The sequence below is a fragment of the Agrobacterium sp. 16-2014-1-2a genome (assembly GCF_053522705.1).
On sequence record NZ_JBNWBX010000001.1, the window covers coordinates 1,528,103 to 1,553,095 of the forward strand.

25 protein-coding genes are annotated in these 24,993 nt (G+C 58.3%); 9 read left to right on the forward strand and 16 right to left on the reverse strand.

Annotation, left to right across the window (positions count from 1 at the left end; translation table 11 throughout):
- Positions 1-734: 734 nt before the first annotated feature.
- The 3 genes from rpsT to mutM form a co-directional block, all read right to left on the reverse strand.
- The gene (rpsT, locus tag ACQZ45_RS07615) at positions 735-1,001 is read right to left on the reverse strand and encodes a 30S ribosomal protein S20 (protein WP_003493474.1); all 267 of its coding nucleotides are present in this window, start codon (positions 999-1,001) and stop codon (positions 735-737) included.
- Positions 1,002-1,195: 194 nt separating this feature from the next.
- Entirely contained in the window at positions 1,196-1,969 is a 774-nt protein-coding gene (locus tag ACQZ45_RS07620; RefSeq protein WP_162736141.1) for an enoyl-CoA hydratase, read from the reverse strand.
- A gap of 31 nt (positions 1,970-2,000) precedes the next feature.
- Complete coding sequence (gene mutM / locus ACQZ45_RS07625) at positions 2,001-2,903, reverse strand: bifunctional DNA-formamidopyrimidine glycosylase/DNA-(apurinic or apyrimidinic site) lyase (RefSeq protein ID WP_003514741.1); 903 nt, start codon at positions 2,901-2,903, stop codon at positions 2,001-2,003.
- A gap of 143 nt (positions 2,904-3,046) precedes the next feature.
- Between mutM and ubiE the strand changes: the two genes are divergently transcribed.
- The 3 genes from ubiE (at position 3,047) to olsE (ending at position 6,512) form a co-directional block, all read left to right on the forward strand.
- Entirely contained in the window at positions 3,047-3,823 is a 777-nt protein-coding gene (gene ubiE / locus ACQZ45_RS07630; protein ID WP_003514739.1) for a bifunctional demethylmenaquinone methyltransferase/2-methoxy-6-polyprenyl-1,4-benzoquinol methylase UbiE, read from the forward strand.
- A 36-nt stretch (positions 3,824-3,859) separates the two neighbouring features.
- Positions 3,860-5,434 (forward strand): 2-polyprenylphenol 6-hydroxylase, encoded by a 1,575-nt coding sequence (gene ubiB / locus ACQZ45_RS07635; RefSeq protein WP_003514736.1) that lies wholly within the window; start codon positions 3,860-3,862, stop codon positions 5,432-5,434.
- A 163-nt stretch (positions 5,435-5,597) separates the two neighbouring features.
- A complete protein-coding gene (gene olsE / locus ACQZ45_RS07640) occupies positions 5,598-6,512 on the forward strand; it encodes an ornithine lipid hydroxylase OlsE (protein WP_013635359.1) in 915 nt (304 codons plus the stop codon).
- Between the two features lie 23 nt (positions 6,513-6,535).
- Here the strand turns inward: olsE and ACQZ45_RS07645 are convergent, their stop codons facing one another.
- The 3 genes from ACQZ45_RS07645 to ACQZ45_RS07655 all read right to left on the reverse strand — a co-directional run bounded on the left by ACQZ45_RS07645 (position 6,536) and on the right by ACQZ45_RS07655 (position 9,751).
- Positions 6,536-6,895 (reverse strand): MmcQ/YjbR family DNA-binding protein, encoded by a 360-nt coding sequence (locus ACQZ45_RS07645; protein WP_013635358.1) that lies wholly within the window; start codon positions 6,893-6,895, stop codon positions 6,536-6,538.
- Complete coding sequence (gene coaBC, locus ACQZ45_RS07650) at positions 6,892-8,097, reverse strand: bifunctional phosphopantothenoylcysteine decarboxylase/phosphopantothenate--cysteine ligase CoaBC (protein ID WP_113291257.1); 1,206 nt, start codon at positions 8,095-8,097, stop codon at positions 6,892-6,894. Before coaBC ends, ACQZ45_RS07645 begins: the two co-directional genes overlap by 4 nt.
- A gap of 70 nt (positions 8,098-8,167) precedes the next feature.
- A complete protein-coding gene (locus ACQZ45_RS07655; RefSeq protein ID WP_003514729.1) occupies positions 8,168-9,751 on the reverse strand; it encodes a peptide chain release factor 3 in 1,584 nt (527 codons plus the stop codon).
- A 90-nt stretch (positions 9,752-9,841) separates the two neighbouring features.
- On the opposite strand from ACQZ45_RS07655, the gene dut reads away from it, so the two are divergent.
- From dut to cysK, 3 genes are all read left to right on the forward strand, one after another.
- Positions 9,842-10,312: a dUTP diphosphatase gene (gene dut / locus ACQZ45_RS07660; RefSeq protein WP_013635356.1), complete on the forward strand. Its 471-nt coding sequence runs from the start codon at positions 9,842-9,844 to the stop codon at positions 10,310-10,312.
- A gap of 76 nt (positions 10,313-10,388) precedes the next feature.
- Complete coding sequence (locus tag ACQZ45_RS07665) at positions 10,389-11,006, forward strand: LysE family translocator (protein WP_013635355.1); 618 nt, start codon at positions 10,389-10,391, stop codon at positions 11,004-11,006.
- A 156-nt stretch (positions 11,007-11,162) separates the two neighbouring features.
- A complete protein-coding gene (gene cysK, locus ACQZ45_RS07670; RefSeq protein WP_038489629.1) occupies positions 11,163-12,131 on the forward strand; it encodes a cysteine synthase A in 969 nt (322 codons plus the stop codon).
- 116 nt (positions 12,132-12,247) lie between these two features.
- Here the strand turns inward: cysK and ACQZ45_RS07675 are convergent, their stop codons facing one another.
- The 10 genes from ACQZ45_RS07675 to rsmI form a co-directional block, all read right to left on the reverse strand.
- Complete coding sequence (locus ACQZ45_RS07675; protein ID WP_113291299.1) at positions 12,248-13,780, reverse strand: YifB family Mg chelatase-like AAA ATPase; 1,533 nt, start codon at positions 13,778-13,780, stop codon at positions 12,248-12,250.
- A 185-nt stretch (positions 13,781-13,965) separates the two neighbouring features.
- On the reverse strand, positions 13,966-14,925 hold the full coding sequence (gene gshB, locus ACQZ45_RS07680; protein ID WP_065661450.1) for a glutathione synthase: 960 nt from the start codon (positions 14,923-14,925) through the stop codon (positions 13,966-13,968).
- 244 nt (positions 14,926-15,169) lie between these two features.
- Positions 15,170-15,682 carry a cupin domain-containing protein gene (locus tag ACQZ45_RS07685; RefSeq protein WP_113291258.1) on the reverse strand — a complete coding sequence of 171 codons (513 nt, stop codon included), beginning with the start codon at positions 15,680-15,682 and terminating at the stop codon, positions 15,170-15,172.
- A gap of 110 nt (positions 15,683-15,792) precedes the next feature.
- Positions 15,793-16,893, reverse strand: a complete 1,101-nt coding sequence (locus ACQZ45_RS07690; protein WP_113291259.1) for a sn-glycerol-3-phosphate import ATP-binding protein UgpC — start codon at positions 16,891-16,893, stop codon at positions 15,793-15,795.
- Between the two features lie 11 nt (positions 16,894-16,904).
- Positions 16,905-17,747: a sn-glycerol-3-phosphate ABC transporter permease UgpE gene (ugpE, locus tag ACQZ45_RS07695; RefSeq protein ID WP_003514715.1), complete on the reverse strand. Its 843-nt coding sequence runs from the start codon at positions 17,745-17,747 to the stop codon at positions 16,905-16,907.
- A gap of 11 nt (positions 17,748-17,758) precedes the next feature.
- Positions 17,759-18,733, reverse strand: a complete 975-nt coding sequence (locus ACQZ45_RS07700; RefSeq protein WP_448742224.1) for an ABC transporter permease subunit — start codon at positions 18,731-18,733, stop codon at positions 17,759-17,761.
- A gap of 84 nt (positions 18,734-18,817) precedes the next feature.
- A complete protein-coding gene (locus ACQZ45_RS07705; protein WP_003514712.1) occupies positions 18,818-20,116 on the reverse strand; it encodes an extracellular solute-binding protein in 1,299 nt (432 codons plus the stop codon).
- 133 nt (positions 20,117-20,249) lie between these two features.
- Entirely contained in the window at positions 20,250-20,810 is a 561-nt protein-coding gene (locus ACQZ45_RS07710) for a sugar O-acetyltransferase (RefSeq protein ID WP_112290941.1), read from the reverse strand.
- An 11-nt stretch (positions 20,811-20,821) separates the two neighbouring features.
- The gene (locus ACQZ45_RS07715) at positions 20,822-21,190 is read right to left on the reverse strand and encodes a YraN family protein (protein ID WP_003514708.1); all 369 of its coding nucleotides are present in this window, start codon (positions 21,188-21,190) and stop codon (positions 20,822-20,824) included.
- A complete protein-coding gene (gene rsmI / locus ACQZ45_RS07720; protein WP_003514706.1) occupies positions 21,180-22,121 on the reverse strand; it encodes a 16S rRNA (cytidine(1402)-2'-O)-methyltransferase in 942 nt (313 codons plus the stop codon). Before rsmI ends, ACQZ45_RS07715 begins: the two co-directional genes overlap by 11 nt.
- A gap of 267 nt (positions 22,122-22,388) precedes the next feature.
- On the opposite strand from rsmI, the gene dnaN reads away from it, so the two are divergent.
- The 3 genes from dnaN (at position 22,389) to ACQZ45_RS07735 (ending at position 24,990) form a co-directional block, all read left to right on the forward strand.
- Complete coding sequence (dnaN, locus tag ACQZ45_RS07725; RefSeq protein ID WP_003514704.1) at positions 22,389-23,507, forward strand: DNA polymerase III subunit beta; 1,119 nt, start codon at positions 22,389-22,391, stop codon at positions 23,505-23,507.
- 197 nt (positions 23,508-23,704) lie between these two features.
- Positions 23,705-24,298, forward strand: coding sequence for a phospholipid N-methyltransferase PmtA (pmtA, locus tag ACQZ45_RS07730; RefSeq protein ID WP_003514702.1), 594 nt, complete (start codon positions 23,705-23,707; stop codon positions 24,296-24,298).
- 95 nt (positions 24,299-24,393) lie between these two features.
- A complete protein-coding gene (locus ACQZ45_RS07735) occupies positions 24,394-24,990 on the forward strand; it encodes a histidine phosphatase family protein (protein ID WP_013635348.1) in 597 nt (198 codons plus the stop codon).
- Positions 24,991-24,993 lie beyond the last annotated feature (3 nt).

Below are 24,993 nucleotides of genomic sequence, written 5' to 3' on the forward strand. Positions count from 1 at the left end.
AAAAAAACGATCGCCAGAGATCCCCCTCGTATTATTTCCCGCCTCCAGCACTCCCCTCGAAAGAGCGTCAAAGACTACTACTTGTTTGCGAGCCGGTTATCCCATTTCCCTCCCCTTCATGGAGAGGCCTGCGACACGCTAAAAACGCTCCTTTCGCTACAACTGTAAGGCGCATTCTTAAGGACAAAAAGCTCCAGCCCGTTCCGAGACCGAAACGGCACAAAAAGCTCAATGACCTGAGAAAACGGACCTCGAAAGGCCCGCCAGCAAGAAGGTGAATATCGTCGATACGATCATCGAGATAATCTGTGGACTGAGATCCGCACCCCTTGTTGAAATGCATTTAGGCAGGATCGTGGGGAGAGATCAATGGCGTTTTTTCTGCAAAAACTCAGATCGACCATTGACTCGCAATGGTCGTTTTGCATCACCGGCAAGGTCCGAAGCAGAATCGCTTATGAATCAATGAGATTCAATTTTGGCATTTTTCGATAGCCCGTTTTGGCAAAAAAATAAAAATCTTCTTGACTCAAAACTGGCTGCGACTTCCGTAGAGAAAGCTTCCCATTTTTCGGGAGACCTCCGGCAATCCATTGTTTTTATTCAGTTTTTCTTGTCGCTCATCTGACACGCGTTTGTCACGTTACGGCAGGAATGATTAACGTAGGGTTAGAATCACAAAAAGCCCGGTCAAAAGACCAGGCTTTTTGAATAGTTAATTGTGATTAGCCGGATTAGGCGGAAAGAGCCTTAACGCGCTGGGCAAGACGCGACACCTTACGGGATGCCGTGTTGCCATGCAGAACGCCACGCGTCGCTGCGCGCTGGATCTCAGGCTGAGCTGCCTTCAGAGCTTCGGTGGCTACTGCCAGATCGCCCGAAGCGATCGCTTCCTCGACCTTGCGGATGAAGCCGCGAACGCGCGAACGGCGAGCCTTGTTGACTGCGGTACGGCGAGCGATCTTGCGGGTCGCCTTTTTCGCCGAAGTTGTATTGGCCATGTATGCCTCTCTTCGAATTCAAACCAAATTCCGCAACCAGAGGATCGGGTCGTTCGAAGACCTCACTTAACCCAAGAATGCGGGAGTAATTTCGGACAAGCCGGATGGCTTTCCTTAACCGTGGGCGGGCATATACCGCTAAAGCGTACGCCCGTCAACGCGCAAATGGCGGAAAACGCCGATATTCCGAATCCTTAGCGATTCCGGAAAGCGGGTTTGCGCTTTTCAACGAAGGCCGCCATGCCCTCCTTCTGATCCGCTGTTGCAAAGAGCGACTGAAAGGATCGCCTTTCATATCTCAGCCCTTCCGAAAGTGGAACCTCGAAGGAGCGATTGACGCTTTCCTTGGCCATGAGGACGGAAGCGCGAGACAGCGAGGCGATGCGAGTGGCGGCATCCACCGCCTCATCCATGAGATTCGCCGCGGGGACGATCCGCGAAACGAGGCCGGCGCGCTCTGCCTCGGCTGCATCCATCATGCGGCCGGTCAGAACCAGATCCATGGTCTTCGCCTTGCCCACCGCCCGCGTCAGCCGTTGTGAGCCGCCCATGCCGGGAATGACGCCAAGCGTGATTTCCGGCTGGCCGAATTTCGCCGTGTCCGAAGCGATGATGAAATCGCACATCATTGCCAGTTCACACCCGCCGCCCAGCGCAAAGCCGGAGACTGCGGCAATGACCGGCTTGCGGGTCGATGCGACCTCGTCCCAGCCGCCGAGAAAGTCGCCGACATAGGCATCGACAAAATCCAGCCCCTGCATTTCCTTGATGTCCGCGCCAGCGGCAAATGCCTTTTCCGACCCCGTTATAATGATCGCGCCGATGGAATCGTCAGCAGAGAACGAGGAGAGAATGTGCCGCAGCTCCTTCAGAAGCACCGAATTGAGGGCGTTGAGCGCCTTGGGCCGGTTGAGCGTGATGACGCCCACCTCGTCGCGTTTCTCGACCAGTATCGTTTCATAATCCACGGCAGTCTCCCTCGCCATTATTCCGCCTCAGCTACTTCTGGCAGGCCGCGCAATAAAAGGTCGAACGACCGGCCTGCACTATCCTTTCAACCGTACCCCCGCAGCCGGGTGTACGGCAAGGCTGGCCTTCCTGATCGTAGACTGAAAAGGAATGCTGGAAATAACCGAGCGTTCCGTCCGTCTGTATATGGTCGCGCAGGGAAGAGCCGCCAGCGGCGATTGCGTCCGCGATCACGTCCCGGATCTTCTCCGTGAGATTGATGAGCTGCGGCTTCGGCTCTCCCGTTTTGGTCACCAGCGTTCCCGCCGCCCGCAAAGGCGAGAGATGGGCACGCCACAGCGCCTCACAGACGTAGATATTGCCGAGGCCCGCAATGACCTTCTGGTCCAGCAGCGTGCTTTTTAACGGCTGGCTTTTACCCTGGAACCGGCTCGCGAGATAATCCGCGCTCAGCGCGTTGCCGGTCGGTTCCGGTCCCAGCCCCGCAAAAGCGGGGTAGAGGTCGAGCTTGTTGCGCTCCACCAGATGCATGAATCCGAAGCGGCGCGGGTCATTATAGATGACGCAGATGCGCTCTTCGCCCTTATCCAGATGAAAGACGACATGATCGTGCTTGCCGTCCTTCGAGCGGGCATAATGAAACGCGCCGGGCGCGTTCCTATTTCCTGCCTCATCCGCCGCCGCCTCGATACGGAACGAGCCGGACATTCCAAGATGGGCAACGATCGTCAGCCCGTCTTCCAGCTCTATCAAGAGATACTTCGCCCTGCGCCCGAGCGATATGATCGTCCTGCCCTCGATCAGGCCCGCGAAGTCCTCCGGGAACGGAAAGCGCAGATCGGGACGGCCAAGATGGAGCTTGCGGATTCTTGCCCCTTCCATGGTGGGCGCGAGGCCGCGTCTAACGGTTTCGACTTCTGGCAATTCTGGCATCTGGCTTATCCGGCAGTTTATCGTTAGGACCATGTGGTCTATACAATGCACGCGAAATGTCGCGCCCAGGCGATGCGGCAACAGATAGCGTCGCCATGGCGTTTCCGCTATGGTCCGCCACGCAATTAATATGGAGACAGACGATGACCGACGCCCGTACCACTGCCCAAGGCGGCATGGAAACGTCCTATGGCTTCCACAAAGTGGACGAAGGCAAAAAGCAGGGGCTGGTCAACGATGTCTTCCACAAGGTGGCCAAGCGCTACGACATTATGAACGACGTGATGTCGGCCGGCCTGCACCGGCTGTGGAAGGACGCCATGGTGTCCTCGCTTTCACCGCGCAAGGACGCCTCTTATAAGGTGCTTGACGTAGCTGGTGGCACCGGCGATATCGCTTTCCGCATCGTGGAAGCCTCCAACCGTCTGGCGCATGCCACCGTTCTCGATATCAACGGCTCGATGCTTGCCGTCGGCGAGGAGCGCGCGGCAAAACGAAAGCTCTCCGACAATCTGACCTTCGTTGAAGCCAATGCCGAGGAGCTGCCCTTCGAGGCGAATACCTTCGACGCCTATACGGTCGCCTTCGGCATTCGCAACGTACCGCGCATCGACGTTGCGCTGAAAGAAGCCTACCGCGTACTGAAACGTGGCGGGCGACTGCTGGTGCTGGAATTTTCCGAGGTGGAAATGCCGCTACTCGACCGCGTCTATGATGCATGGTCGTTCAACGCCATTCCGCAATTCGGCAAGATGATCACCGGGGATGCCGAGCCCTATCAATATCTGGTCGAGTCTATCCGCAAATTCCCCAATCAGGAGGATTTCGCGACGATGATCCGCTCCGCCGGCTTTTCGCGCGTGACCTACACAAATTACACCGGCGGTATCGCCGCCCTGCATTCCGGCTGGAAGCTTTAAGACCATGTCCGGCAAAAGCAGGAGACAAGCATAAGCATGAGCACTTTGGGCGCATATTTCCGCCTCGCAAGGGTTGGCTGGGTTCTCGTGCGCGAAGGCGTCGTGCTGGCCTTGCCATCCGATGACCTTCCTGCCTCCGCGCAAGTGATGAAGGCGTTGCTGAAGCCATTCGCCCGCAGCAAGGCCAAGCGGGCGCAGCGTAGCGACCGGCTAGCGGTAGCTGTCGAGCGGCTTGGCCCGTCCTATGTGAAGATGGGACAGTTTCTGGCCACAAGGCCGGATGTGGTCGGCGCCGACTTCGCCGACGATCTTGCGAGCCTGCAGGACCGCATGGCATTTTTCCCCGCAGCCGCGGCCAAGGCTAATATTGAAGGTTCGCTCGGGCGGTCTGTTTCGGAACTCTACAGGGAATTTGGCGATCCGATCGCCGCCGCTTCCATCGCCCAGGTTCACCCGGCGATAGTGGATACGCCGAAAGGGCCGCGCAAGGTCGCCGTCAAGGTCATTCGCCCCGGCGTTCGCCAGCGCTTCCAGAACGATCTGGAGGCGATGTATCTGATCGCCGACCTGCAACAGCGTTTCGTCCGCTCTGCCCGCCGCCTGCGGCCGGTGGAAGTCACTCGCACGCTGGAACAGACAACCAAGATCGAGATGGATCTGCGGCTTGAGGCCGCCGCCCTTTCCGAACTTGCCGAAAATACCAAAGAAGACCCCGGATTCCGCGTTCCGGAGGTAGATTGGGAACGCACCGGCCGCGATGTCGTCACCATGGAATGGATCGACGGCGTCAAGATGTCGGATATTGAGGGGCTGAAGGCTGCCGGCCACGATCTGAACAAGCTGGCTGATACCCTCATCCAGTCCTTCCTGCGGCACACGTTGCGCGACGGCTTTTTCCATGCCGACATGCACCCCGGCAATCTCTTCGTCGATCCGCAGGGCATGATCGTAGCCGTGGATATGGGCATTGCCGGGCGGCTGGGAAAAAAAGAACGCAGGTTCCTTGCCGAAATCCTCTACGGCTTCATCACCCGCGATTACATGCGCGTCGCGGAGGTGCATTTCGAGGCCGGTTATGTGCCGGGCCATCACGATAAAGCCAGCTTTGCGCAGGCGATCCGCGCCATCGGCGAACCGATCCACGGCCAGCCGGCCGAGACGATCTCCATGGGCAAGTTGCTGACGCTGCTGTTCGAAGTTACCGAGCTCTTCGACATGGAAACGCGCCCGGAACTGGTGATGCTGCAAAAGACCATGGTGGTGGTGGAAGGCGTATCCCGCATGCTCAATCCGCGTTTCAACATGTGGAAAGCGGCCGATCCGGTCGTCAGCGGCTGGATAAGGGACAATCTTGGCCCGAAACGCATTGTCACCGATCTGAAGGACGGCGTGAAGGCGGCTCTCAAGCTTGCGGAAGCGGCACCCGAGATCGCTGCCAAGACGGAGAAGCTGCATTCCGACCTGGTGTATATGAGCGAGAACGGCCTGCGTTTCGACGCCCAGACCGCGGAAGCGATCGGCAAGGCGGAAGCGCGCCACACCAGATGGGGCCGGGCGGCGCTCTGGGTGATTGCGCTGACGCTTCTCTATATCGCGATCAGGATCAGCTAAACGATATTCAAACTCGGCGCTCACGCCGGTGCGGCACACTTTCGAACCGAAAATCGCCGGTCTTCCAGTTTGATAGATGCGTACCATGCTGCTGCAACATATCGAGGATAATGACCTGATCTTGATTGAAAGTTAGATGATTGCCGGACGGGAATTGAGATTGATGGCAAAAAATGAAGCCGTAAAACGGGTCCTTACCTATTGCTCGTGGCCCATGGTGTTTTTTCTCGGTCTTACCGGGGCTTATTTCGCTTTTTCGAGTGAGCATCCGATCACCACATTCCTCGCCGTCTACGCGGGCGCGGTGGCCAGCCTGTTTCTTCTTGAGCGTTACATTCCCTATGAGACGGAATGGCTTCAGTCTGATGGTGAAACCGTCAACAATATCGCCCACACGCTCTTGACCAAGGGGCTTGTTCAGCTTGCTGCCACGGCAGCGGTGCTCTTTCCAATGCTGACCGCCATTTTTCTGCAACCTTTGGCGGCCATGAAATTCGACCTGTGGCCTTCTCAGTTGCCGATGGTTGTTCAGGTCACGCTCGCCCTGATGATCGCTGAATTCGGTCTCTACTGGGCGCACCGTATCGCCCATGAAACGGTGTTCTTCTGGCGTTTCCACGCGCTTCATCACAGCGTTGTCCGTCTTTGGGTCGTCAATACGGGCCGTTTTCATGTGGCCGACTCGCTGTTCAAGATCGCGCTCAGCCAGATTCCGCTTTATCTCATGGGCGCGCCGTTGCAGGTGTTCTGGTGGCTCGCGGCTGTGACCGCCTTCATCGGCATTCTGACCCATTGCAATGTGGATATGAAAACCGGGCCGCTGGACTACGTGTTCAGCACGCCCCGGCTGCACCGATGGCACCACTCCAAAGAGCTGCCTGAGGGAAATACCAATTATGGCGAGAACCTTGTCATTTTCGACCAGTTGTTCGGCAGCTATTTCAATCCCGATCGCCCTTCCTCGACCAACATCGGTATCAAGGGAGAAATTGCAAAGGGCTTTCTGCCACAGCTTTTTCAGCCTTTCACTAAAGAAGGGGTTCGCCAGATCATCGGGCGAAACACGAAAGAAAATTGAAGGGATTGGCGACAATGCCGCCTTTAGGCCGGGAGAATTCCCAGTTCGACCCGCAGCTTCTTCGTCAGCCCTGCAGCAACGAGTTCATAGGAGCGGCGGACATAATGTTCCAGCTCCTCTTGCTCCAGCGGTGAATGATCGGAGATCGATATCCATTTGCGCTTGGCGAAATAAGGTGCCTGATGGATACCTTCCAGCGAGGTGAGGATTTCGAAGCTTTCCTCCGAACATTTCACCACAAGCCGCCAGTCGTCACGTTCACCCAGAACGGAAAAGACCTTGTCTCCGACCTTGGCAACGTGGGAATCCCACTGATCGACGAAACGGACGCCCGGCCATTCTCCGAGCAACCTGTCGAATGTCTTGCGATCGAAAAGGCTCATGCGAGTTTCTCCGCGATAAGGGCCGCCAGACGTTTGGCGACTTCGGCCTTGTCCATATCAGGCCAGGCCTCGATACCCTCATTCGAAATGATCTTCACGCTGTTGCGGTCTCCGCCCATGATGCCGGTTTCCGCCGAAACATCATTGGCAACGATATAATCCGCGCCCTTGCGCTCCAGTTTGGCTCGGCCGTTTTTCTCCACATCCTGCGTCTCGGCGGCGAAACCCACCACCAGCTTCGGGCGCTTTTCGTGGTGGCCGACGGTTTTGAGAATATCGGGGTTTTCCATAAGTTGCAGCGCAGGCGGGGCATCGCCCGGCTGCTTTTTGATCTTCTGCTCCGAAGAACCCGCCACCCGCCAGTCGGCGACAGCGGCGACCATGACGGCGATATCCACCGGCAGCCTTGAAATCACCGCATCGCGCATCTCCTCGGCACGCTCGACATGGACCGTTGCAACGCCCGCCGGATCGGCAATCGTGACGGGACCCGAGACCAGCGTTACCTCCGCACCCAATTCCGCAAGCGCAGCTGCGATGGCATGGCCCTGCTTGCCGGAGGAGCGGTTGGCGATGTAACGCACCGGATCGATCGGCTCATGGGTGGGGCCGGAGGTAACGATCGCCGTTCTGCCTATTAAAGGCTTCCGCCCGCCATCCAGCAAAGCCTCGACGCCTTGGACGATCTGCAAAGGCTCCGCCATACGACCAAGACCAGCCTCGCCCTTCTCCGCCATTTCGCCTGCCATAGGGCCGATGAAAAACACGCCGTCTTTTTTCAGGGTTTCGACATTGCGCGCCGTTGGCTTTGCCGACCACATTTTCGGGTTCATGGCAGGTGCGACCAGCACCTTCCGATCGGTCGCCAGAAGGATCGTGGAGGCAAGATCATCAGCCAGACCATTCGCCATCTTCGCCATCAGATCAGCGGTGGCGGGCGCGACCAGCACGAGGTCGCATTCGCGTGCGAGCCGGATATGCCCGACATCCTGCTCGTCCTGCCTCGAAAAAAGCTCGGTGAAGACGTGGGTGGCGGACAGTGCGCCAACAGCAAGCGGAGTGACGAATTCCTGTGCGCCCTTCGTCATGACTGGCGTCACCTTGGCGCCGCGCTCTTTCAGACGGCGGATGAGGTCGAGGCTCTTATAGGCCGCGATGCCGCCGGAGATGATGAGGAGAATATGTTTGCCTGAAAGCGTCATGATGCCGGACCAGTTTCCCGTTTAACCGGGAAACTAAGCCCTTGGCATTCAAAGTGCAATCCGGCTGATATCACGCCGCCTTGGCGACGTGATATTCCTTGATCGCGACCATCTTGATCGCCGGAAACCGCTCGGATTCATACCGGAGCGAGAAGGCATCCTGCGCCAGAAACACCGGATCGCCATCCAGATCGCGAGCGATATCGCCGCGCTTGACGTTGAGGAACTTGTCCATTTCCGCCGGCTGATCGGACGAGATCCAGCGGCAGACGGAAAAGCGAGACATTTCAAACGAGACCGGCAGGCCATATTCGCCCATCAGCCGTTCCTTCAACACATCGAGCTGCAGCGCGCCGACAACGCCGACGATGGCGGGCGAGCCGTCTTCTGGTGAAAAGAGCTGCACGACACCTTCTTCCGCCATCTGCTGCAAAGCTTCCTTCAGCTTCTTCGCCTTCATCGCGTCTTCCAAGCGCACGCGGCGCAGGATTTCCGGCGAGAAGTTCGGCACGCCCTGGAATACGAGATTTTCACCTTCGGTCAGCGTATCACCGATGCGCAGCGTGCCGTGGTTGGGGATGCCGACCACATCGCCCGCAAAGGCGGTATCGGCCAGCTGGCGCTGTGACGCGAAGAAGAATTGCGGTGCGGTCAGCCCCATGAGCTTGCCGGTGCGCGACAGCCGCGCCTTCATGCCGCGCTCCAGCTTGCCGGAGCAGATGCGGGCAAAGGCGATGCGGTCGCGATGGTTGGGATCCATATTGGCCTGAATCTTGAACACGAAGGCCGTCATCTTGTCTTCCGCCGCATGCACGGTGCGGGTATCCGCCACCTGATCGCGCGGCGGCGGGGCGAAATCACCCAGCGCATTGATGAGGTCGCGCACACCGAAATTGCGCAGCGCCGAACCGAAGAATACCGGCGTCATGTGACCTTCCAGGAACGCCTGACGGTCGAAGGGGCGGCAGGCTTCCAGAGCCAGTTCCGTTTCCTCGATAAAGACCTTGCGCTCATTTTCCGGCAGACGATCGGCGACAGCCTGAGGGCCGTTGACCGAAAGGCCATCCACCTGCGTGTCGTTGCCACGAAAGGTGTTTTCAGCAAGATTGTAAGCGCCACAGAAGCTCTTCGCCCGGCCGACCGGCCAGGTGATCGGCGCGGTATCGAGCGCCAGCTTTTCCTCGACCTCATCCAGAATCTCGAAGGGATCGCGGCTTTCGCGGTCCATCTTGTTGATGAAGGTGATGATCGGAATATCGCGCATGCGGCAAACTTCGAAAAGCTTCAGCGTGCGCGGCTCGATACCCTTGGCGGCATCGATGACCATGATCGCCGCATCCACCGCCGTCAGCGTGCGGTAGGTGTCATCGGCAAAGTCTTCGTGGCCGGGCGTATCGAGGATGTTGAAGACGCGGTCGTTATATTCGAAGGTCATGACCGAAGTGACGACCGAAATGCCGCGCTCGCGCTCGATCTTCATCCAGTCCGAACGGGTCTGGATGCGATCCTTCTTCGCCTTCACCTCGCCGGCAAGCTGGATCGCTCCGCCGAACAGCAGCAGTTTTTCCGTAAGCGTGGTCTTACCCGCGTCCGGGTGCGCAATAATAGCAAAGGTGCGGCGGCGGGAGACCGCCTCGGCAAGTGTTTCGGCCATCTGACAAATCCTGTGGAATTGCGGGGTATCTAGCGTTTCAGGCCCGCATTTGCAATTGACCTTGCCGCGATCTCGGCAAACTAATGCCGCATGACCGTTCAAAATGATAATCGCCCCCTCCTCCGGCTTGTGCGTCTCGCCAATGGCGCAGACCTCGAATTGCCTTCCTATGAAACCGGTGGCGCCGCCGGAATGGACCTGCGCGCCGCAGTGCCGGCCGATGAACCGCTGACTTTGCAGCCGGGCGAACGGGCGCTGGTGCCGACCGGTTTCGTCTTCGAGGTTCCACAAGGCTATGAGGCGCAAATCCGTCCGCGCTCCGGCCTCGCCATCAAGAACGGCATCACCTGCCTCAATTCCCCCGGCACGGTGGACAGCGACTATCGCGGCGAAGTGAAGGTCATTCTCGCCAATCTGGGGCAGGCCGATTTTGTCATCGAGCGCGGCATGCGCATCGCACAGATGGTGATTGCACCAGTTACGCAGGTGACAATCAGCGAAGTGTCCGAAACATCCGAGACGGCACGCGGTGCCGGTGGTTTCGGCTCCACGGGGCTTTGACCAGCCCCCTTTATGGGCGATTGTTTTCACCCCTGATTTTCGCTATTGATCTGGCGGATTTTCGGGGAAAATGACCATGACGCTGACGACCCTTCTTGCCTATGCCACCGCACTCTTCATCGCCGCTGCCATCCCTGGCCCCGGCATGACGGCGATCGTGGCGCGGGCGCTTGGATCGGGGTTTCGGGAAACCTTCTTCATGGGCCTCGGGCTGGTGCTGGGCGACATGATCTACCTGACCGGCGTGATCCTCGGCCTCGCCTTCGTGGCGCAGACTTTTCAGGAGGCCTTCATGGTCCTGAAGTTTGCCGGCGCAGCCTATCTTCTCTATATCGCATGGAAGCTCTGGACCGCCGGCCTCTTGCCGCAGGACCTGAAGGCGAAAAAAAGCACCAGCATTCCCATGTCGTTTCTGTCCGGACTGCTGATCACGCTGGGTAATCCAAAAACCATGCTGTTTTATGTGGCGCTAGTGCCGACGCTGATCGACATCCGCATGATCGGCCCATCGGAATATGCGACACTTCTGGCGCTGACCTTCATCGTATTGATGGCCGTTCTCCTGCCTTACATCCTGCTTGCTGCCAAGGCGCGCAACCTCCTGAAACGGCCAAGTGCGTTGACGATCCTCAACCGCACCGCGGCGGGAATTCTGGCGGGAACGGCGACCGTGATCGCGATCCGCAGCACCTGAAACGATTTCGTGCATTTGCCTGATTTATCGTGAATTTTTTCCGGTAATCAGACGATATTAGGACGAACGTTCGCTGGTCTGACAAGACTATTGCTCCTATTCTGCCGCTGAAATCTTGCGGCCACACATCGTGTGGCCTTCATACAGGAGAGCATCATGCCCGAAGCCAGAAAGCCCGGACGCGGACGCGTCTATTCCTCCATCACCGAAACAATCGGCGATACGCCGATCGTGCGGCTGGACAAGCTGGCGAGGGAAAAGGGCGTGAAGGCCAATCTTCTCGCCAAGCTGGAGTTCTTCAACCCCATCGCCTCCGTGAAAGACCGCATTGGCGTTGCCATGATCGAAGCGCTGGAAGCCCAGGGCAAGATCACCCCCGGCAAAACGACGCTGGTTGAACCGACCTCCGGCAACACGGGCATTGCGCTAGCCTTTGCCGCCGCCGCCAAGGGTTACAAGCTGATCTTGACCATGCCGGAAACGATGTCGGTCGAACGCCGGAAAATGCTGGCCTTGCTGGGCGCGGAACTGGTGTTGACCGAAGGCCCGAAGGGCATGAAGGGCGCCATCGCCAAGGCACAGGAACTGGCCGAAACCCTGCCAGACGCGATTATTCCGCAGCAGTTCGAAAACCCGGCAAACCCGGATATTCATCGCAAGACGACGGCCGAAGAAATCTGGAACGACACCGAGGGTGCTGTCGATATTTTTGTTTCGGGCATCGGCACGGGTGGCACTATCACCGGTACGGGCCAGGTGCTGAAATCCCGCAAGCCGGAGGTGAAGGTCATTGCCGTCGAGCCAGCCGACAGCCCGGTTCTTTCCGGTGGCAACCCCGGTCCGCACAAGATCCAGGGCATCGGCGCCGGTTTTGCACCCGCGATCCTCGACACTGGAATCTATGACGAAATCGTCACCGTGACCAATGACGACGCTTTTGAAATCGCCCGTCTGGTGGCGAGGCTGGAAGGCGTACCCGTCGGCATCTCCTCGGGCGCGGCACTCGCAGCGGCAATCAAGGTCGGCGCACGTGAGGAAAATGCCGGCAAGAATATCGTCGTCATCATTCCCTCCTTCGCGGAACGTTACCTTTCGACCGCTCTTTTCGAAGGGCTTGGGCTTTAAGCCGTTCCGCTTCGGTCAGGCCGCAAACGCGCGCCTGACCGCAATGACCGATTGTGCCGCCGGCCATCCGCCAGCGGCACAATTGTTTTAGCCGGTAAAGGGCGAAGGAACGCCTCTTATGCCGCCGCCGTCAGTCCTTCACCGGCAATGCGGTATGAAATGGCTTCGGCCACATGTATACGTCCGACAGTTTGTTTGCCGTCCAAATCAGCCAATGTGCGGGCGACCTTGAGAATGCGATGATAACCGCGTGCGGAGAACTTCAACCGTTCGGCAGCATCGCGCAGCAATTGCAGCCCGGACACATCGGGCTCCGCATATTTTTCGATCAGCGTTGTCGTGCAGCGAGCGTTGGTGCGAATGCCTGAAAAGCCCGCCGCAGCATAACGCTCCTGCTGCGCAAGGCGGGCGCGAGCGACACGGGCGGCCACCACCGAACTCGGTTCGGCAGTCATGGGACGGATGAGGTCAGTGGCGGAGACGGCGGGAACGTCGATGCGAATATCGATGCGATCCATCAGCGGGCCGGAAATGCGGGCCTGATAATCTGTCATGCAACGTGGCCCTCTGGCGCAAGTGAAACCCGGCTCCCCCGCTCTGCCGCACCGGCAGGGGTTCATCGCAGCGACAAGCTGGATTTCCGCCGGATAAGTGACGCGGTGATTGGCACGGGCAACGATGCATTCGCCCGTTTCCAGCGGCTGGCGCAGCGCATCCAGCACCTGAGGCGCAAATTCCGGGAACTCATCGAGGAAAAGAACGCCGTGGTGGGCAAGTGAAGCCTCACCCGGCTTGGCACGCAGCCCTCCGCCGATAAGCGCGGCCATGGTGGCGGAATGGTGTGGCGTGCGAAACGGTCTGCGGTCCGACAGCTTGCCGCCGGACAATTGGCCGGCGATGGAGTGGACCATGGACACTTCCAGCAATTCCGCAGCCTCGAGCGGTGGCAGAATTGAGGGCAAGCGCGCAGCGAGCATGGATTTACCGGAGCCGGGCGGGCCAACCATCAGCAGATTATGGCCACCGGCCGCTGCCACTTCCAACGCGCGCCGGGCCGTCTCCTGTCCCTTGATATCGGCCAGATCCGGCAAATTGACCGGATTGGCGCGGATGGCGGGCATCGGGCGGGAGAGAAGCTGGGTGCCGCGAAAATGGTTGGCAAGCGCAATAAGGCTGCGTGGGGCGAGAATATCGATGCCAGCCCCGGCCCAGGCTGCTTCCGGCCCGCTATCAGCCGGGCAAATCAAACCCTTCCCGAGCGCATTGGCACCGATGGCCGCGGGCAGAGCGCCCGAAACCGTGCCGATGGTGCCATCGAGATTGAGCTCGCCGAGAACCACATATTGCCCGAGCGCTTCCGCCGGGATCGCTCCCAACGCGGCCATGAGACCCAAAGCGATCGGAAGATCGAAATGCGATCCTTCCTTGGGCAAATCCGCAGGCGCAAGATTGACCGTGACTTTTTTTGCCGGCAGCGCCAGACCGGAGGCATGGAGCGCGGCCTGCACCCGCTCCCGGCTTTCCGCCACCGCCTTGTCCGGCAGGCCGACGATCTGGATGCCGACCTTTCCGGGTGCGACCATCACCTGCACCTCGACCGGCACACCCTCTATTCCCTGAAATGCAACCGTATTGACCCGTGCCACCATGGCCTGCCCCCGCAAACCGGCCACAACATCAAAGCATTATGCCCCGATGGCGGCCACTCTCAAGTAACCTGCCACAGAGCAAAGAATAAAACAAGAACATTAAGCGAACAATTTCGCGCGAACGGTGTATTTCAGTTGTATAGAGTTGTGCACGCGGAACAAACGCAGGTGGCGAGGAAATTGCCTCAGAACTCCTGTGCTTCGCGCTTTTTCTCGATCGCATCCCACAACAGGCTCGCCACATCGGCACCGCCGAATTTCTGCACTTCACGAATGCCTGTCGGTGAGGTGACGTTGATTTCCGTGAGGTAATCGCCGATCACATCGATGCCAACGAACAGGAAACCGCGCTCGCGCAGGGCGGGGCCGATGCGGCGGCAGATTTCCTTCTCACGCGCGGTGAGTTCCGTTGGCTCCGGGCGGCCGCCGGCATGCATGTTGGAGCGGGCATCATTTTCCGCCGGCACGCGATTGATCGCGCCCACGGGCTCGCCATCCACCAGAAGGATACGCTTGTCGCCCTTGCGAACATCCGGCAAGTATTCCTGGGCGATATAGGGTTCGCGGAACATCTGACCGAACATTTCCAGCAGCGATGAGAAATTGCGGTCGTCCCGCGCGGAATGGAAGACGCCTGCGCCACCATTGCCATAAAGCGGCTTGAGGATGATATCGCCCATTTCATTGCGGAAGCGGGCGATTTCAGAGACATCCTTGGTGATCAGCGTCTTCGGCATCAGATCGGCGAATTCGGTGACGAAAATCTTTTCCGGCGAGTTGCGGACCCAGGCGGGATCGTTGACAACAAGCGTTTTGGGATGAATGCGCTCGAGCAAATGGGTCGAGGTGATGTAGGCCATGTCGAATGGCGGATCCTGGCGCAGATGAATGACATCCATGGTCGAGAGATCGACCCGCTCCGGCTCCGAGAGCGAAAAATGGTCGCCCTTGATATCGCGCAGTTCCATCTGTTCGACGGTCGCGTAGATTTTGCCATCGCGCATGGAGAGGCGTTCGGGCGTATAGTGAAACAGCCGGTATCCACGTGCCTGCGCCTCAAGGCTCATGGCGAAGGTGGAGTCGCCGGCGATATTGATGCCGGAGACATGATCCATCTGGATCGCGACGTTCTTGATCTTCGCCATGCGCATCTTCCTCTTGCAGCATGCGGACGCTTCGCGGTTCCGCCGTGCCCATTGCCTCGTCTGTTCGCGATTCCCCGCAGGACCGGAAGAGACCCGGAAATGCTTCAGAAAACCCTGAAGATGTAGGGCAGCGACCATTCAAACGCAACTGCTGCGAGGGGTGCTTTTTGTGAGTTTTATTGAACCTTCAGAATTCCGCAGGTGGCGCTGCGCAGAGCCCCACCTGACGGAGTGTTTTACCAGTTCAGGCCGCCAGCTTGTAGGAACGACCGGCAAACAGCTTGTTCTTGACCCGGTAGGCGAGAGCCAGCGCCGTGGGGAAAGGGCGGCGCATGAAGGCAACCTTGCGGACATACTCATCCACCCGCCAGGTGGCCCATGTTCCCGCGCGGAAATAAGCGACGTCACCCACCCGCAGGATACTGACTGTGCCGTCTTCCGCCGTCACATGCACCTCACCCTCAAGGATATAGACGGTCTCGTCCCAACCGAAGAACCAGCGGAACTCGCCCGCCGTACAATCCCACATGGCTGTGCTGGACGCGCGGTCTCCGCTTCTGGAATGATCCGCCGCACGCGCCTGAGGATCGCCGGAAATGATCCAGTCGGGGTTGATGGGGGCCGGCTGCAGCCGCAAATCGGTGCAGGACGCGCTAACCACGCCCTCGTCTTTTGTCCGGCGCATAGAGGCCGGCAATATCGGCACTGTGCGGATCGCCATGGTCGCAGCCGCCGCGAACATCATCTTTAAAGGCATATTAGAAAACCCCCGTGAAATATTGGAGATCTTCTATCATCGGGATCGTAACGAAGCGGTTTTGACAATCGGCGCAATTTTAGTCATCGCGCCGATTTCTTATCGTCCACTCAGGCCGTTGCCAGCTGCACGGGCTGCGCCACAGCCTGCTCCGCGTTGCCGGCTATGCGCTTGCCGGTCTCGCTGGAGAAGAAGTGCAGCTTGTCCGGAGATATGGCGACCGACAAGGTAGCCGGAATCTCGACCTCCGGCGAAAACGCCACAGTCAGGTTCTGGTCGCCGATCATACCGTGGATAAGACGCTGCGAGCCGAGTTCCTCGATATACTCGACGCGTAGCGAAAAACCGGGCTCACCTGCCGCCGCCAGGCGGAAATCTTCCGCCCGCATGCCCACAGTAACCGGGCCGGAGGTGGGGGCGAAACCGTTGAGCGCGATCAGCGACGGCCCGACGGCAAGGCTATCCCCATGCAACTCGCCGTTCAGCAGGTTCATGGCGGGAGAGCCGATGAAGCTTGCGACAAAGGTGGAAGCGGGGGTGTGATAGACCTCAAGCGGTGCGCCGATCTGTTCGATGCGGCCGCCGTTCAGCACCACCAGACGGTCTGCCAGCGTCATGGCTTCCAGCTGATCGTGCGTGACGTAGATCGAAGTGGTGCCGAGACGCTTTTGCAGGCGCTTGATCTCGCCGCGCATGGAAACGCGCAGTTTGGCATCAAGGTTGGACAGGGGCTCATCAAACAGGAAGGCCGCCGGTTTGCGCACGATGGCGCGGCCCATGGCGACTCGCTGACGCTGGCCGCCGGAAAGGGCGCGCGGCTTGCGCTCCAGATAGGGTTCGAGCTGGAGCATGCGGGCGGCCTCGGCCACGCGCGCATCGATCTCCGCCTTCGGCGTCTTGCGGTTCTTCAACCCGTATTCCAGGTTCTGGCGCACCGACATATGCGGATAGAGCGCATAGTTCTGGAACACCATGGCGATATCCCGGTCAGCCGGATCTACCTGGTTGACCACCCGGTCACCGATCTTCACCGTGCCTTCGGAAATATCCTCAAGTCCGGCCACCATACGCAGGAGCGTGGACTTGCCGCAGCCGGAGGGACCGACGAGAACAATGAACTCGCCGTCCCTGATGTCGATATCGACGTGATGCACGGCACGCACGCCGCCATGATAATCCTTGCAGACCTGACTGATTTCTATCGCGGCCATTTTCGGTTTCCTTATTTGTCACTTTCGGTCAGGCCCTTGATGAACCAGCGCTGGAAGATCACGACGATCATCACAGGCGGCAGCATGGCCAGAACGGCAAGCGCGAAAGCTTCGTTGTAATCGGGGATTTGCGAACCGACCCAGACTTGCAGGATCGACTTGATGCCGCGCATCAGGGTGAAGAAACTCTCGTCCGTGGTCATCAGCATGGGCCAGAGGTACTGGTTCCAGCCGTAAACGAACATGATGATGAAGATCGCCGCCATCATGGTACGGGAAAGCGGGATGATCACATCAATGAAGAACTTGACCGGGCCCGCACCGTCTATGCGAGCAGCTTCCAGCAATTCTTCAGGAATGGATTTGAAGAACTGCCGGAAATAGAAGGTACCCGTCGCAGACGCCAGAAGCGGCACGATCAGACCGGTGTAGGAGTTCAAGAGGCCGAGTTTGCTCATCACCTCATAGGACGGCATGATGCGTACTTCGAGCGGCAGAAGCAGGGTGGTGAAGATGATCCAGAAGGCAAGCGTTGCAAACCGGAACCGGAAATAGACGATCGCATAGGCTGCCATCATCGACAGGACGATCTTGCCGACGGCAAAACCGATGCCGAGGATCAGCGAGTTGAGCACCATGTTGAGACCGGTGATCTGCCCGGTAAAGCCGCCCTTTTGTGTCAGGACCTTTTCATAGGTCCCGACGAAATTGTCGCCCGGAACGAGTGTCAGGCCGCTGCGGTGGATTTCCGCCGCCGTATGGGTGGACGTCATGAATGCCACGACGACAGGCAATATCAGGAACAGTGCGCCAATGATCAGCACCAGATGGTCGAGGGGTTTTGTCTTGTACATTGTCTTTTCCCTCAATTGTAATGGATGCGTTTTTCGATGAAGCGAAACTGGATGATGGTCAGAACGAAGACGACCAGCATCAGGATGACGGACTGAGCAGAGGAACCGCCGATGTCATTGCCGCGGAAACCGTCGAGAAAGACCTTGTAGACCAGCGTAATCGGATTGTTGGCGGCCTTGTCCTTCACCATCACGTCGATAATGCCGAACGTATCGAACAGCGAATAGGTGATGTTGATGATCAGCAGGAAGAAGGCAGTCGGTGCCAGAAGCGGCATGATGACCGTCCAGAACCGGCGCACGCTCGATCGGCAATCGATGGCGGCAGCCTCGCGCACGGCGACGGATACGCCCTGCAATCCGGACAGGAAGAAGATGAAATTATAAGGGATCTGCTTCCAGACCGCGACGGCAATCATGGCGAAGGCTGTATCGAAGTAGTTGAGGCCAACCTTCATATCCCAGCCCAAAAACGCGGCCATCTTGACGAAAGGCCCGATATGCTGGTCGAAAAACATGATGCCGATGAGACCCGCAACCGGCGGCGCGATGGCGTAAACGGAGATCAGCAACGTCTTGTAGGCGGAACTGCCGCGAACGACCGCATCGGCCTTGACCGCAAGCAAAAGACCGAGCGCCAGCGAAAAGAAAGTGACCAGCACGGTGAAGACAACCGTGAATTTGGCGATGTTTAGATATTCCGGATTGAAGATGGCATCGGAATAATTGGCGAAGCCCACGAACGTTGCACCGAACCCGAAAGGGTCTTCGATAAAGAACGACGATTGCACGGCCTGGACGGAGGGCCAGTAGAAGAAGATGAAAATCACCGCCAGTTGTGGCGCCAGAAACAGATAGGGCACGTAGGACGAGGAGAACTGCACGCGCTTCATGCTGGCTTCTGCGGCCTTCGCCGTTTTTCCGGTTTTTGCAGACCGGCCGGATAGAAACCGGGCCAGACGCGGTTGAGACGATGTATAGGCCACGCTTGCGCCTCCTTAATCCAAGAGCGAGCCTCCTTTCCGGCGGAAAGGAGGCTCGACAACTATCGTTGGTTTCAAAAAGGGAGATCAGCCAGCCGTTTTAGCGAAACGGGCGAGAAGATCGTTGCCTTCCTTTTCGATGATGTCGAAGGCGTCCTTCGGCGTTACTTCGCCGGAGAAGATGCGGTTGTATTCGCGTTCCATGATGGAGCGGATCTGCGGGTAGAAACCGAGGCGGTAGCCCTTGGACCATTCGCCTGAAGGCAGCGACAGCTGCTGGATACCGACTTCGGCGGCAGGCTTTTCCTTGTAGAAGCCTTCAGCCTTGGCCTTTTCGTAAGCAGCCGTGGTGATAGCGACGTAACCGGTTGCCTTGTGGTAGAAGACCTGGATTTCCGGCGAAGTCAGGAACTGGAAGAAGTCAGCGACGCACTTGTTTTCGGCTTCAGACTTGCCCGACATTGCAAAGAGGGCAGCGCCGCCGATGAAGGAGTTGGTGCCAGCGCCCTTGATGGAGCCCCAGTAGGGAAGGAAGGTTGCCGAGAACGGCATGGACGCCGTCTTCTGCAGGCCACCGAACGAACCCGAGGAACCGATCCAGAGGGCAACCTTGCCTTCTTCGAAGGGCTTCTGGTTGTCGTTCCAGCCGGCGCCGTAGTAGGCGAACAGACCCTTGTCTTTCCAGTCCTTCAGCTTGTCGAACATCATGACGAGGTTCGGATCGGTGACCTTCAGCTTGGTGTCGGTGACGCTGTCGTAACCATTGTTGTTGGTTGCGAACTGGATGTTGTTGCGGGAGAAGAAGTTTTCCGTGAACTGCCAGGTGAGCTGCGACTGGACGAGCGGGATGTAACCGGCTTCCTTCAGCTTCGGTGCGACCTTTTCAAAATCTTCCCAGGTCTTCGGAGCTTCGACGCCAGCCTTCTTCAAGGCTTCGTCGTTGACATACATGATCGGCGCGGAAGTGTTGAAAGGCATACCGACGAACTTGCCGTCAGCGGCAGCGTAGAAATAGCGGACGCCGTTGATGAAGGCTTCGCGGTCGAACTTGTAACCGGCCTTGTTGATGAGGTCTTCTGCAGGAATGACAGCGCCCTTGGCGTTGATGATGGTGGCAGCGCCAGCATCGAAAACCTGGAGAATGTTCGGCTGTTCGCCCGAACGGAAAGCAGCGATGCCGCTTGCAAGCGCTTCTTCGTATGAGCCCTTGGAAACCGGCGTCAGAGCGCATTCCTTCTGGGCTTCGTTGAACTTCTGCGAAACTTCGTTGATGACTTCGCCGTTACGGCCGCCCATGCCGTGCCACCAGGTGATGTTGGTCGCAGCCATGGAAGACGTTGCCGAAATGCTGACCGCCACTGCGGCCATGGAAATCTTCTTCAACATTACTAAATCCTCTCCACCATTTATTGGGATGAGGATGCGAATAGAGACGTTCCGTGACGCCTCTTTAACGGTTTTATGTCAGATTTATTACAGTCCCTGCGATAGGAACTCCATTCTTCCAGAAACGGATGTCTCAAGCGTCCTTGCGCTTTATCGGGCGAGCCGGATTTCCGACCACCGTCGTCCCGGCAAAGACATCCCGCGTCACCACCGAACCGGCCCCGACGATCGCGCCATCGCCAATGGTGATGCCGGCCAGAAGGATCGCGCCGCCGCCGATCCAGACATCGCGACCGATCGTGACCGGCTTTGCGATTTCAATGCCTTGCGAACGCGGAGCCGGGTCCAGGTGATGTTCGGCGCAATAGATCTGCACGGCCGGCCCCAACATCGCGCCATCGCCAATCCGCACGGGCGCAGAATCTAGAATGACGCAGCCGGTATTGAGATAGACGTTCGCACCCAACGTAATGTTGAAGCCGTAAGCGCAATGAAACGGTGCTTCGATAAAGGCTCCTTCCGCAACGGAGGCAAAGAGCGCCCGCAGCAAAGGCGACATGGCCTCACGCTCATCCGGCGGCGAGGTGTTGTGCTGGTGAACGGCACGGCGGGCGCGGGCGCGCAGCACGTCCAGTTCGGCATCCATGCAACAATACCATTCGCCCGCAGCCATTTTTTCCCGCTCAGTGGACATTGCCTCCCCCCTCAAAAAGCGTCGATGAAATGCTGCGGCAGGCGTCGTGGCAGGACTGCGACGATATCGAAACGCAACGAAAACCGCGCGGCATCCTTGCGGCGGGAGAGCCAAATATCGGCAGCTGCCCGAATGCGCTGTTGCGAACGGAAGCCGACCGCATCGACAGCCCCGGCACCGGAAGGCCGCGCCTTGACCTCGACGATGGCGACGACATCCTTCTTGCGGGCAATGAGATCGATTTCTCCCAGCCGGGTTCGATAACGAATGGCGAGGATGCGGTATCCCCGAAACAGCAGATAGAGTGCTGCCCAGTATTCCGCAGCGTGGCCGCGTCGCTCGGCCTTTCGTCTCTTGTTCGTTTGCCCGTCAGCGGCCATCCGCATCCTTCATATCCAGCAGCCGTTGATAAAGCTCCTTGCGCGGCAGGCCCGTCAGCTTTGCCGCCTCGGCTGCGGCCCTTGCGGCAGGCATGGTTGTGACGAGATCCTTCAGGAGTCTCTCGACATCCTCGATATCGGGAATTTCGTCATAGGAGGGCGGCTCTATCAGGAGCACGATCTCGCCCTTCACCACACGGTCCTCGTCGTAATATTCCGCAAGCTCGCCCAGCGTGCCACGCCGGAACTCCTCGAAAGTCTTGGTCAGCTCGCGGCACACCACAGCACGGCGATCGCGGCCAAGGACTTCCGATGCCACCTTTACGGAGGTGCCAATGCGGCGTGGCGATTCAAAAAACATGAGGGTGGCCGGAATTTTCGCAAGTTCGGCAAAACGGTCGCGCTTGCCGCGATCCTTTACGGGCAGAAAGCCCGCGAACAGAAAGGCGTCACTCGGCATGCCAGAACCAACAAGCGCAGCAAGCGGCGCAGATGCTCCCGGCACCGGCACGACGCGATGACCGGCCTCCAAAGCGAGCTGACCAAGGCGATAACCGGGATCGGAGACGAGTGGCGTTCCGGCATCCGACACCAGCGCCACGGATTTTCCGGCCTCCAAAGCGGCGATGAGTTTTGGTCCCGCTTCCTGCGCGTTATGCTCGTGATAGGAGAGCGGACGTGTGCGGATACCGTAACGCTCAAGCAAAATGCGGGTGACGCGGGTATCCTCGCAGGCAAGGACGTCAGCCGAAGCCAGCGTTTCCAGCGCCCGGATGGTGATGTCGCCGAGATTGCCGATGGGGGTGGCCACGAGATAGAGCGCCGGCTCCAACGGCCGCGCCGGAATAGTGGCCGTGCCGATCCTGAAGCTCTTGGTCGCCTGTCCGGCGTCGCTGTTCGATATTTCTTCCGTCACACGGCTTCCAATCATTCTGGCCGATCATTCCCGGCCGGTCGCTCCAGTTTTACCCCTTTATGGGCAATAGAAAACCGGCGAACAAGGTCCACGGGCGGTCACAGGCTGTGGATCATGCTGTATAGCAGCAAAATGACCGGCGGCAGATGCACTCGGCTCTTGCATTTTCTGCAATAACTCTGCCATTTTGCCCGTCCACATTATCCGGCGTTCCGGCCGGTCAAGACTCTTCTTACCGATCCGGCGGTGGCCGGGTCGCAACGGTTGAAAGCGGTAGCGTCCATGCGTATTACTCTTGAGCGGTCGAACCTTCTTAAATCGCTGAACCACGTCCACAGGGTCGTCGAGCGTCGTAACACGATCCCGATCCTGTCCAACGTTCTGCTGCGCGCATCCGGCGCCAATCTGGATATGAAGGCGACCGACCTCGACCTCGAAATCACCGAAGCGACGCCGGCCATGGTGGAGCAGGCGGGCGCGACCACCGTGCCGGCGCATCTGCTTTATGAAATCGTGCGCAAGCTGCCGGATGGTTCCGAAGTGCTTCTGGCCACCAATCCGGATGGCTCCACAATGACGGTTGCTTCCGGCCGTTCGAAATTCTCGCTGCAATGCCTTCCAGAAACCGATTTCCCGGATCTGACCGCCGGTACCTTCAGCCACACCTTCAAACTGAAGGCGACCGACCTGAAGATGCTGATCGACCGGACGCAATTTGCGATTTCGACCGAAGAGACACGCTATTATCTGAACGGCATCTTCTTCCACACCATCGAAAGCAACGGCGACCTCAAGCTGCGCGCAGTCGCGACGGACGGTCACCGCCTTGCGCGCGCCGATGTGGATGCGCCTTCCGGCTCCGAAGGCATGCCGGGCATCATCATTCCGCGCAAGACCGTCGGCGAATTGCAGAAGCTGATGGACAATCCCGAACTTGATGTCACTGTTGAGGTATCAGACGCGAAAATCCGCCTGACCATCGGCTCGGTCGTTTTGACCTCGAAGCTGATCGACGGCACCTTCCCGGATTACCAGCGCGTCATCCCCACCGGCAACGACAAGGAAATGCGCGTCGATTGCCAGACCTTCGCCCGTGCGGTCGATCGCGTGTCGACCATCTCTTCCGAGCGTGGCCGCGCCGTGAAGCTGGCGTTGACCAACGGCCAGCTGACGCTGACCGTCAACAATCCGGATTCCGGCAGTGCGACGGAAGAAGTGGCTGTCGGTTACGACAATGATTCGATGGAAATCGGCTTCAATGCCAAATATCTCCTCGACATCACCTCGCAGCTTTCCGGTGAAGACGCGATTTTCCTTCTGGCGGATGCGGGCTCGCCAACGCTCGTTCGCGACACCGCCGGCGACGATGCGCTTTATGTTCTGATGCCGATGCGCGTTTAAAGTGGACTTTTTTTCTTCAAATCAATCAAAAAACGCCGGTGGATCGCTCCACCGGCGTTTTTTGATTCGGCGCAGAAAGATTTCTAACGCTAAACGAATTTTTCCAATTACGACATTTTGCCTTGTTTTAGCGCCAAATGAGATAAACAGTGCGTAACATTTTTTTGACAATGACCAAAATACATCCGAGGGGAATTATGGCACTCAACCTGAAGCAACGCTTTGAAAGAAAATTTGAGGAAGAAATCCGCTTTTTCAAAGGCATGGTCAGCCAGCCGAAAAAGGTCGGAGCCATCGTCCCGACATCCTCCATCACGGCAAGAAAAATGGCGAGTGTCATCGACCCGCATTCCGACCTGCCAGTTCTGGAACTCGGCCCCGGTACCGGTGTCATCACCAAGGCCATTCTGGCACGCGGCATCAAGCCGGAGCGCCTGACGGCCATCGAATATTCGACCGATTTCTACAATCAGCTTCTCAGAAGCTATCCAGGCGTCAACTTCATCAATGGCGATGCCTTCGATCTGAATGCGACACTTGGCGAGCACCAGGGCCAGATGTTCGACAGCGTCATTTCCGCCGTACCGATGCTGAATTTTCCGATGGCCGCCCGCATCAAGCTTCTCGACGAATTGCTGAAACGCGTGCCGCATGGTCGCCCCGTCATACAGATATCCTACGGTCCGATTTCCCCGATCGTTGCGCAGCCGCATCTCTACCACATCCGCCATTTCGATTTCATCGTGCGCAACATTCCTCCGGCGCAATTGTGGACCTATACCCGGGCCTGATCACACGGCAGAGTGGGCAAGGGCCGTCATTTCCCGGTCGTGACAGATGGTTAGGGTCCTGATTTGCCCTTCCATCGCCATTGAGGACCGTTCCCATGCATGCCCTTTACATTACCCATCCCCAGGTCCGGATCGATCCGGCGGTTCCGGTTCCGGAATGGGGACTTTCGGACTTGGGTGCACAGCGGGCGTTTGAGGCAAGCCGCCTGCCATGGGCACGCGCATTGCGCCGGATCGTGTCGAGTGCGGAAACCAAAGCCATCGAAACCGCCCGAATCCTTGCTGAAACATCCGGCGCGGATATTGAGATCATCGAGGCGCTGCATGAGAACGACCGGTCGGCAACAGGCTTCCTGACGCCGCCGGAATTTGAAAAGGCTGCCGACTGGTTTTTTGCCCATCCGCGAGAAAGCTTTCACGGCTGGGAACGGGCAATCGATGCGCAGGCGCGAATTGTTAACGCCGTCAGGGCCGTTCTAGACCGGCACGACCCGCAACAGCCGATTGCCTTTGTCGGCCATGGCGGCGTCGGCACGCTTTTGAAATGCCATATGGAAGGCGTCGGCATCAGTCGTAGCAAGGACCAGCCACCCGGCGGCGGCAATCTTTTCCGGTTCCCAATCGCCGAATTTTCACTTGCAGCTCAGCGCCCCACATGCGACTGGACGGCAATGGAAACATGGCAGGGATAAGAC

Bases quoted from the DNA above. Each gene is read 5' to 3' on its own strand.
- rpsT (WP_003493474.1), bottom strand. From the start codon at position 1,001: ATGGCCAATACAACTTCGGCGAAAAAGGCGACCCGCAAGATCGCTCGC.
- mutM (WP_003514741.1), bottom strand. From the start codon at position 2,903: ATGCCAGAATTGCCAGAAGTCGAAACCGTTAGACGCGGCCTCGCGCCC.
- ubiE (WP_003514739.1), top strand. From the start codon at position 3,047: ATGACCGACGCCCGTACCACTGCCCAAGGCGGCATGGAAACGTCCTAT.
- ubiB (WP_003514736.1), top strand. From the start codon at position 3,860: ATGAGCACTTTGGGCGCATATTTCCGCCTCGCAAGGGTTGGCTGGGTT.
- olsE (WP_013635359.1), top strand. From the start codon at position 5,598: ATGGCAAAAAATGAAGCCGTAAAACGGGTCCTTACCTATTGCTCGTGG.
- ACQZ45_RS07645 (WP_013635358.1), bottom strand. From the start codon at position 6,895: ATGAGCCTTTTCGATCGCAAGACATTCGACAGGTTGCTCGGAGAATGG.
- coaBC (WP_113291257.1), bottom strand. From the start codon at position 8,097: ATGACGCTTTCAGGCAAACATATTCTCCTCATCATCTCCGGCGGCATC.
- ACQZ45_RS07655 (WP_003514729.1), bottom strand. From the start codon at position 9,751: ATGGCCGAAACACTTGCCGAGGCGGTCTCCCGCCGCCGCACCTTTGCT.
- dut (WP_013635356.1), top strand. From the start codon at position 9,842: ATGACCGTTCAAAATGATAATCGCCCCCTCCTCCGGCTTGTGCGTCTC.
- ACQZ45_RS07665 (WP_013635355.1), top strand. From the start codon at position 10,389: ATGACGCTGACGACCCTTCTTGCCTATGCCACCGCACTCTTCATCGCC.
- cysK (WP_038489629.1), top strand. From the start codon at position 11,163: ATGCCCGAAGCCAGAAAGCCCGGACGCGGACGCGTCTATTCCTCCATC.
- ACQZ45_RS07675 (WP_113291299.1), bottom strand. From the start codon at position 13,780: ATGGTGGCACGGGTCAATACGGTTGCATTTCAGGGAATAGAGGGTGTG.
- gshB (WP_065661450.1), bottom strand. From the start codon at position 14,925: ATGGCGAAGATCAAGAACGTCGCGATCCAGATGGATCATGTCTCCGGC.
- ACQZ45_RS07685 (WP_113291258.1), bottom strand. From the start codon at position 15,682: ATGCCTTTAAAGATGATGTTCGCGGCGGCTGCGACCATGGCGATCCGC.
- ACQZ45_RS07690 (WP_113291259.1), bottom strand. From the start codon at position 16,893: ATGGCCGCGATAGAAATCAGTCAGGTCTGCAAGGATTATCATGGCGGC.
- ugpE (WP_003514715.1), bottom strand. From the start codon at position 17,747: ATGTACAAGACAAAACCCCTCGACCATCTGGTGCTGATCATTGGCGCA.
- ACQZ45_RS07705 (WP_003514712.1), bottom strand. From the start codon at position 20,116: ATGTTGAAGAAGATTTCCATGGCCGCAGTGGCGGTCAGCATTTCGGCA.
- ACQZ45_RS07710 (WP_112290941.1), bottom strand. From the start codon at position 20,810: ATGTCCACTGAGCGGGAAAAAATGGCTGCGGGCGAATGGTATTGTTGC.
- ACQZ45_RS07715 (WP_003514708.1), bottom strand. From the start codon at position 21,190: ATGGCCGCTGACGGGCAAACGAACAAGAGACGAAAGGCCGAGCGACGC.
- rsmI (WP_003514706.1), bottom strand. From the start codon at position 22,121: ATGATTGGAAGCCGTGTGACGGAAGAAATATCGAACAGCGACGCCGGA.
- dnaN (WP_003514704.1), top strand. From the start codon at position 22,389: ATGCGTATTACTCTTGAGCGGTCGAACCTTCTTAAATCGCTGAACCAC.
- pmtA (WP_003514702.1), top strand. From the start codon at position 23,705: ATGGCACTCAACCTGAAGCAACGCTTTGAAAGAAAATTTGAGGAAGAA.
- ACQZ45_RS07735 (WP_013635348.1), top strand. From the start codon at position 24,394: ATGCATGCCCTTTACATTACCCATCCCCAGGTCCGGATCGATCCGGCG.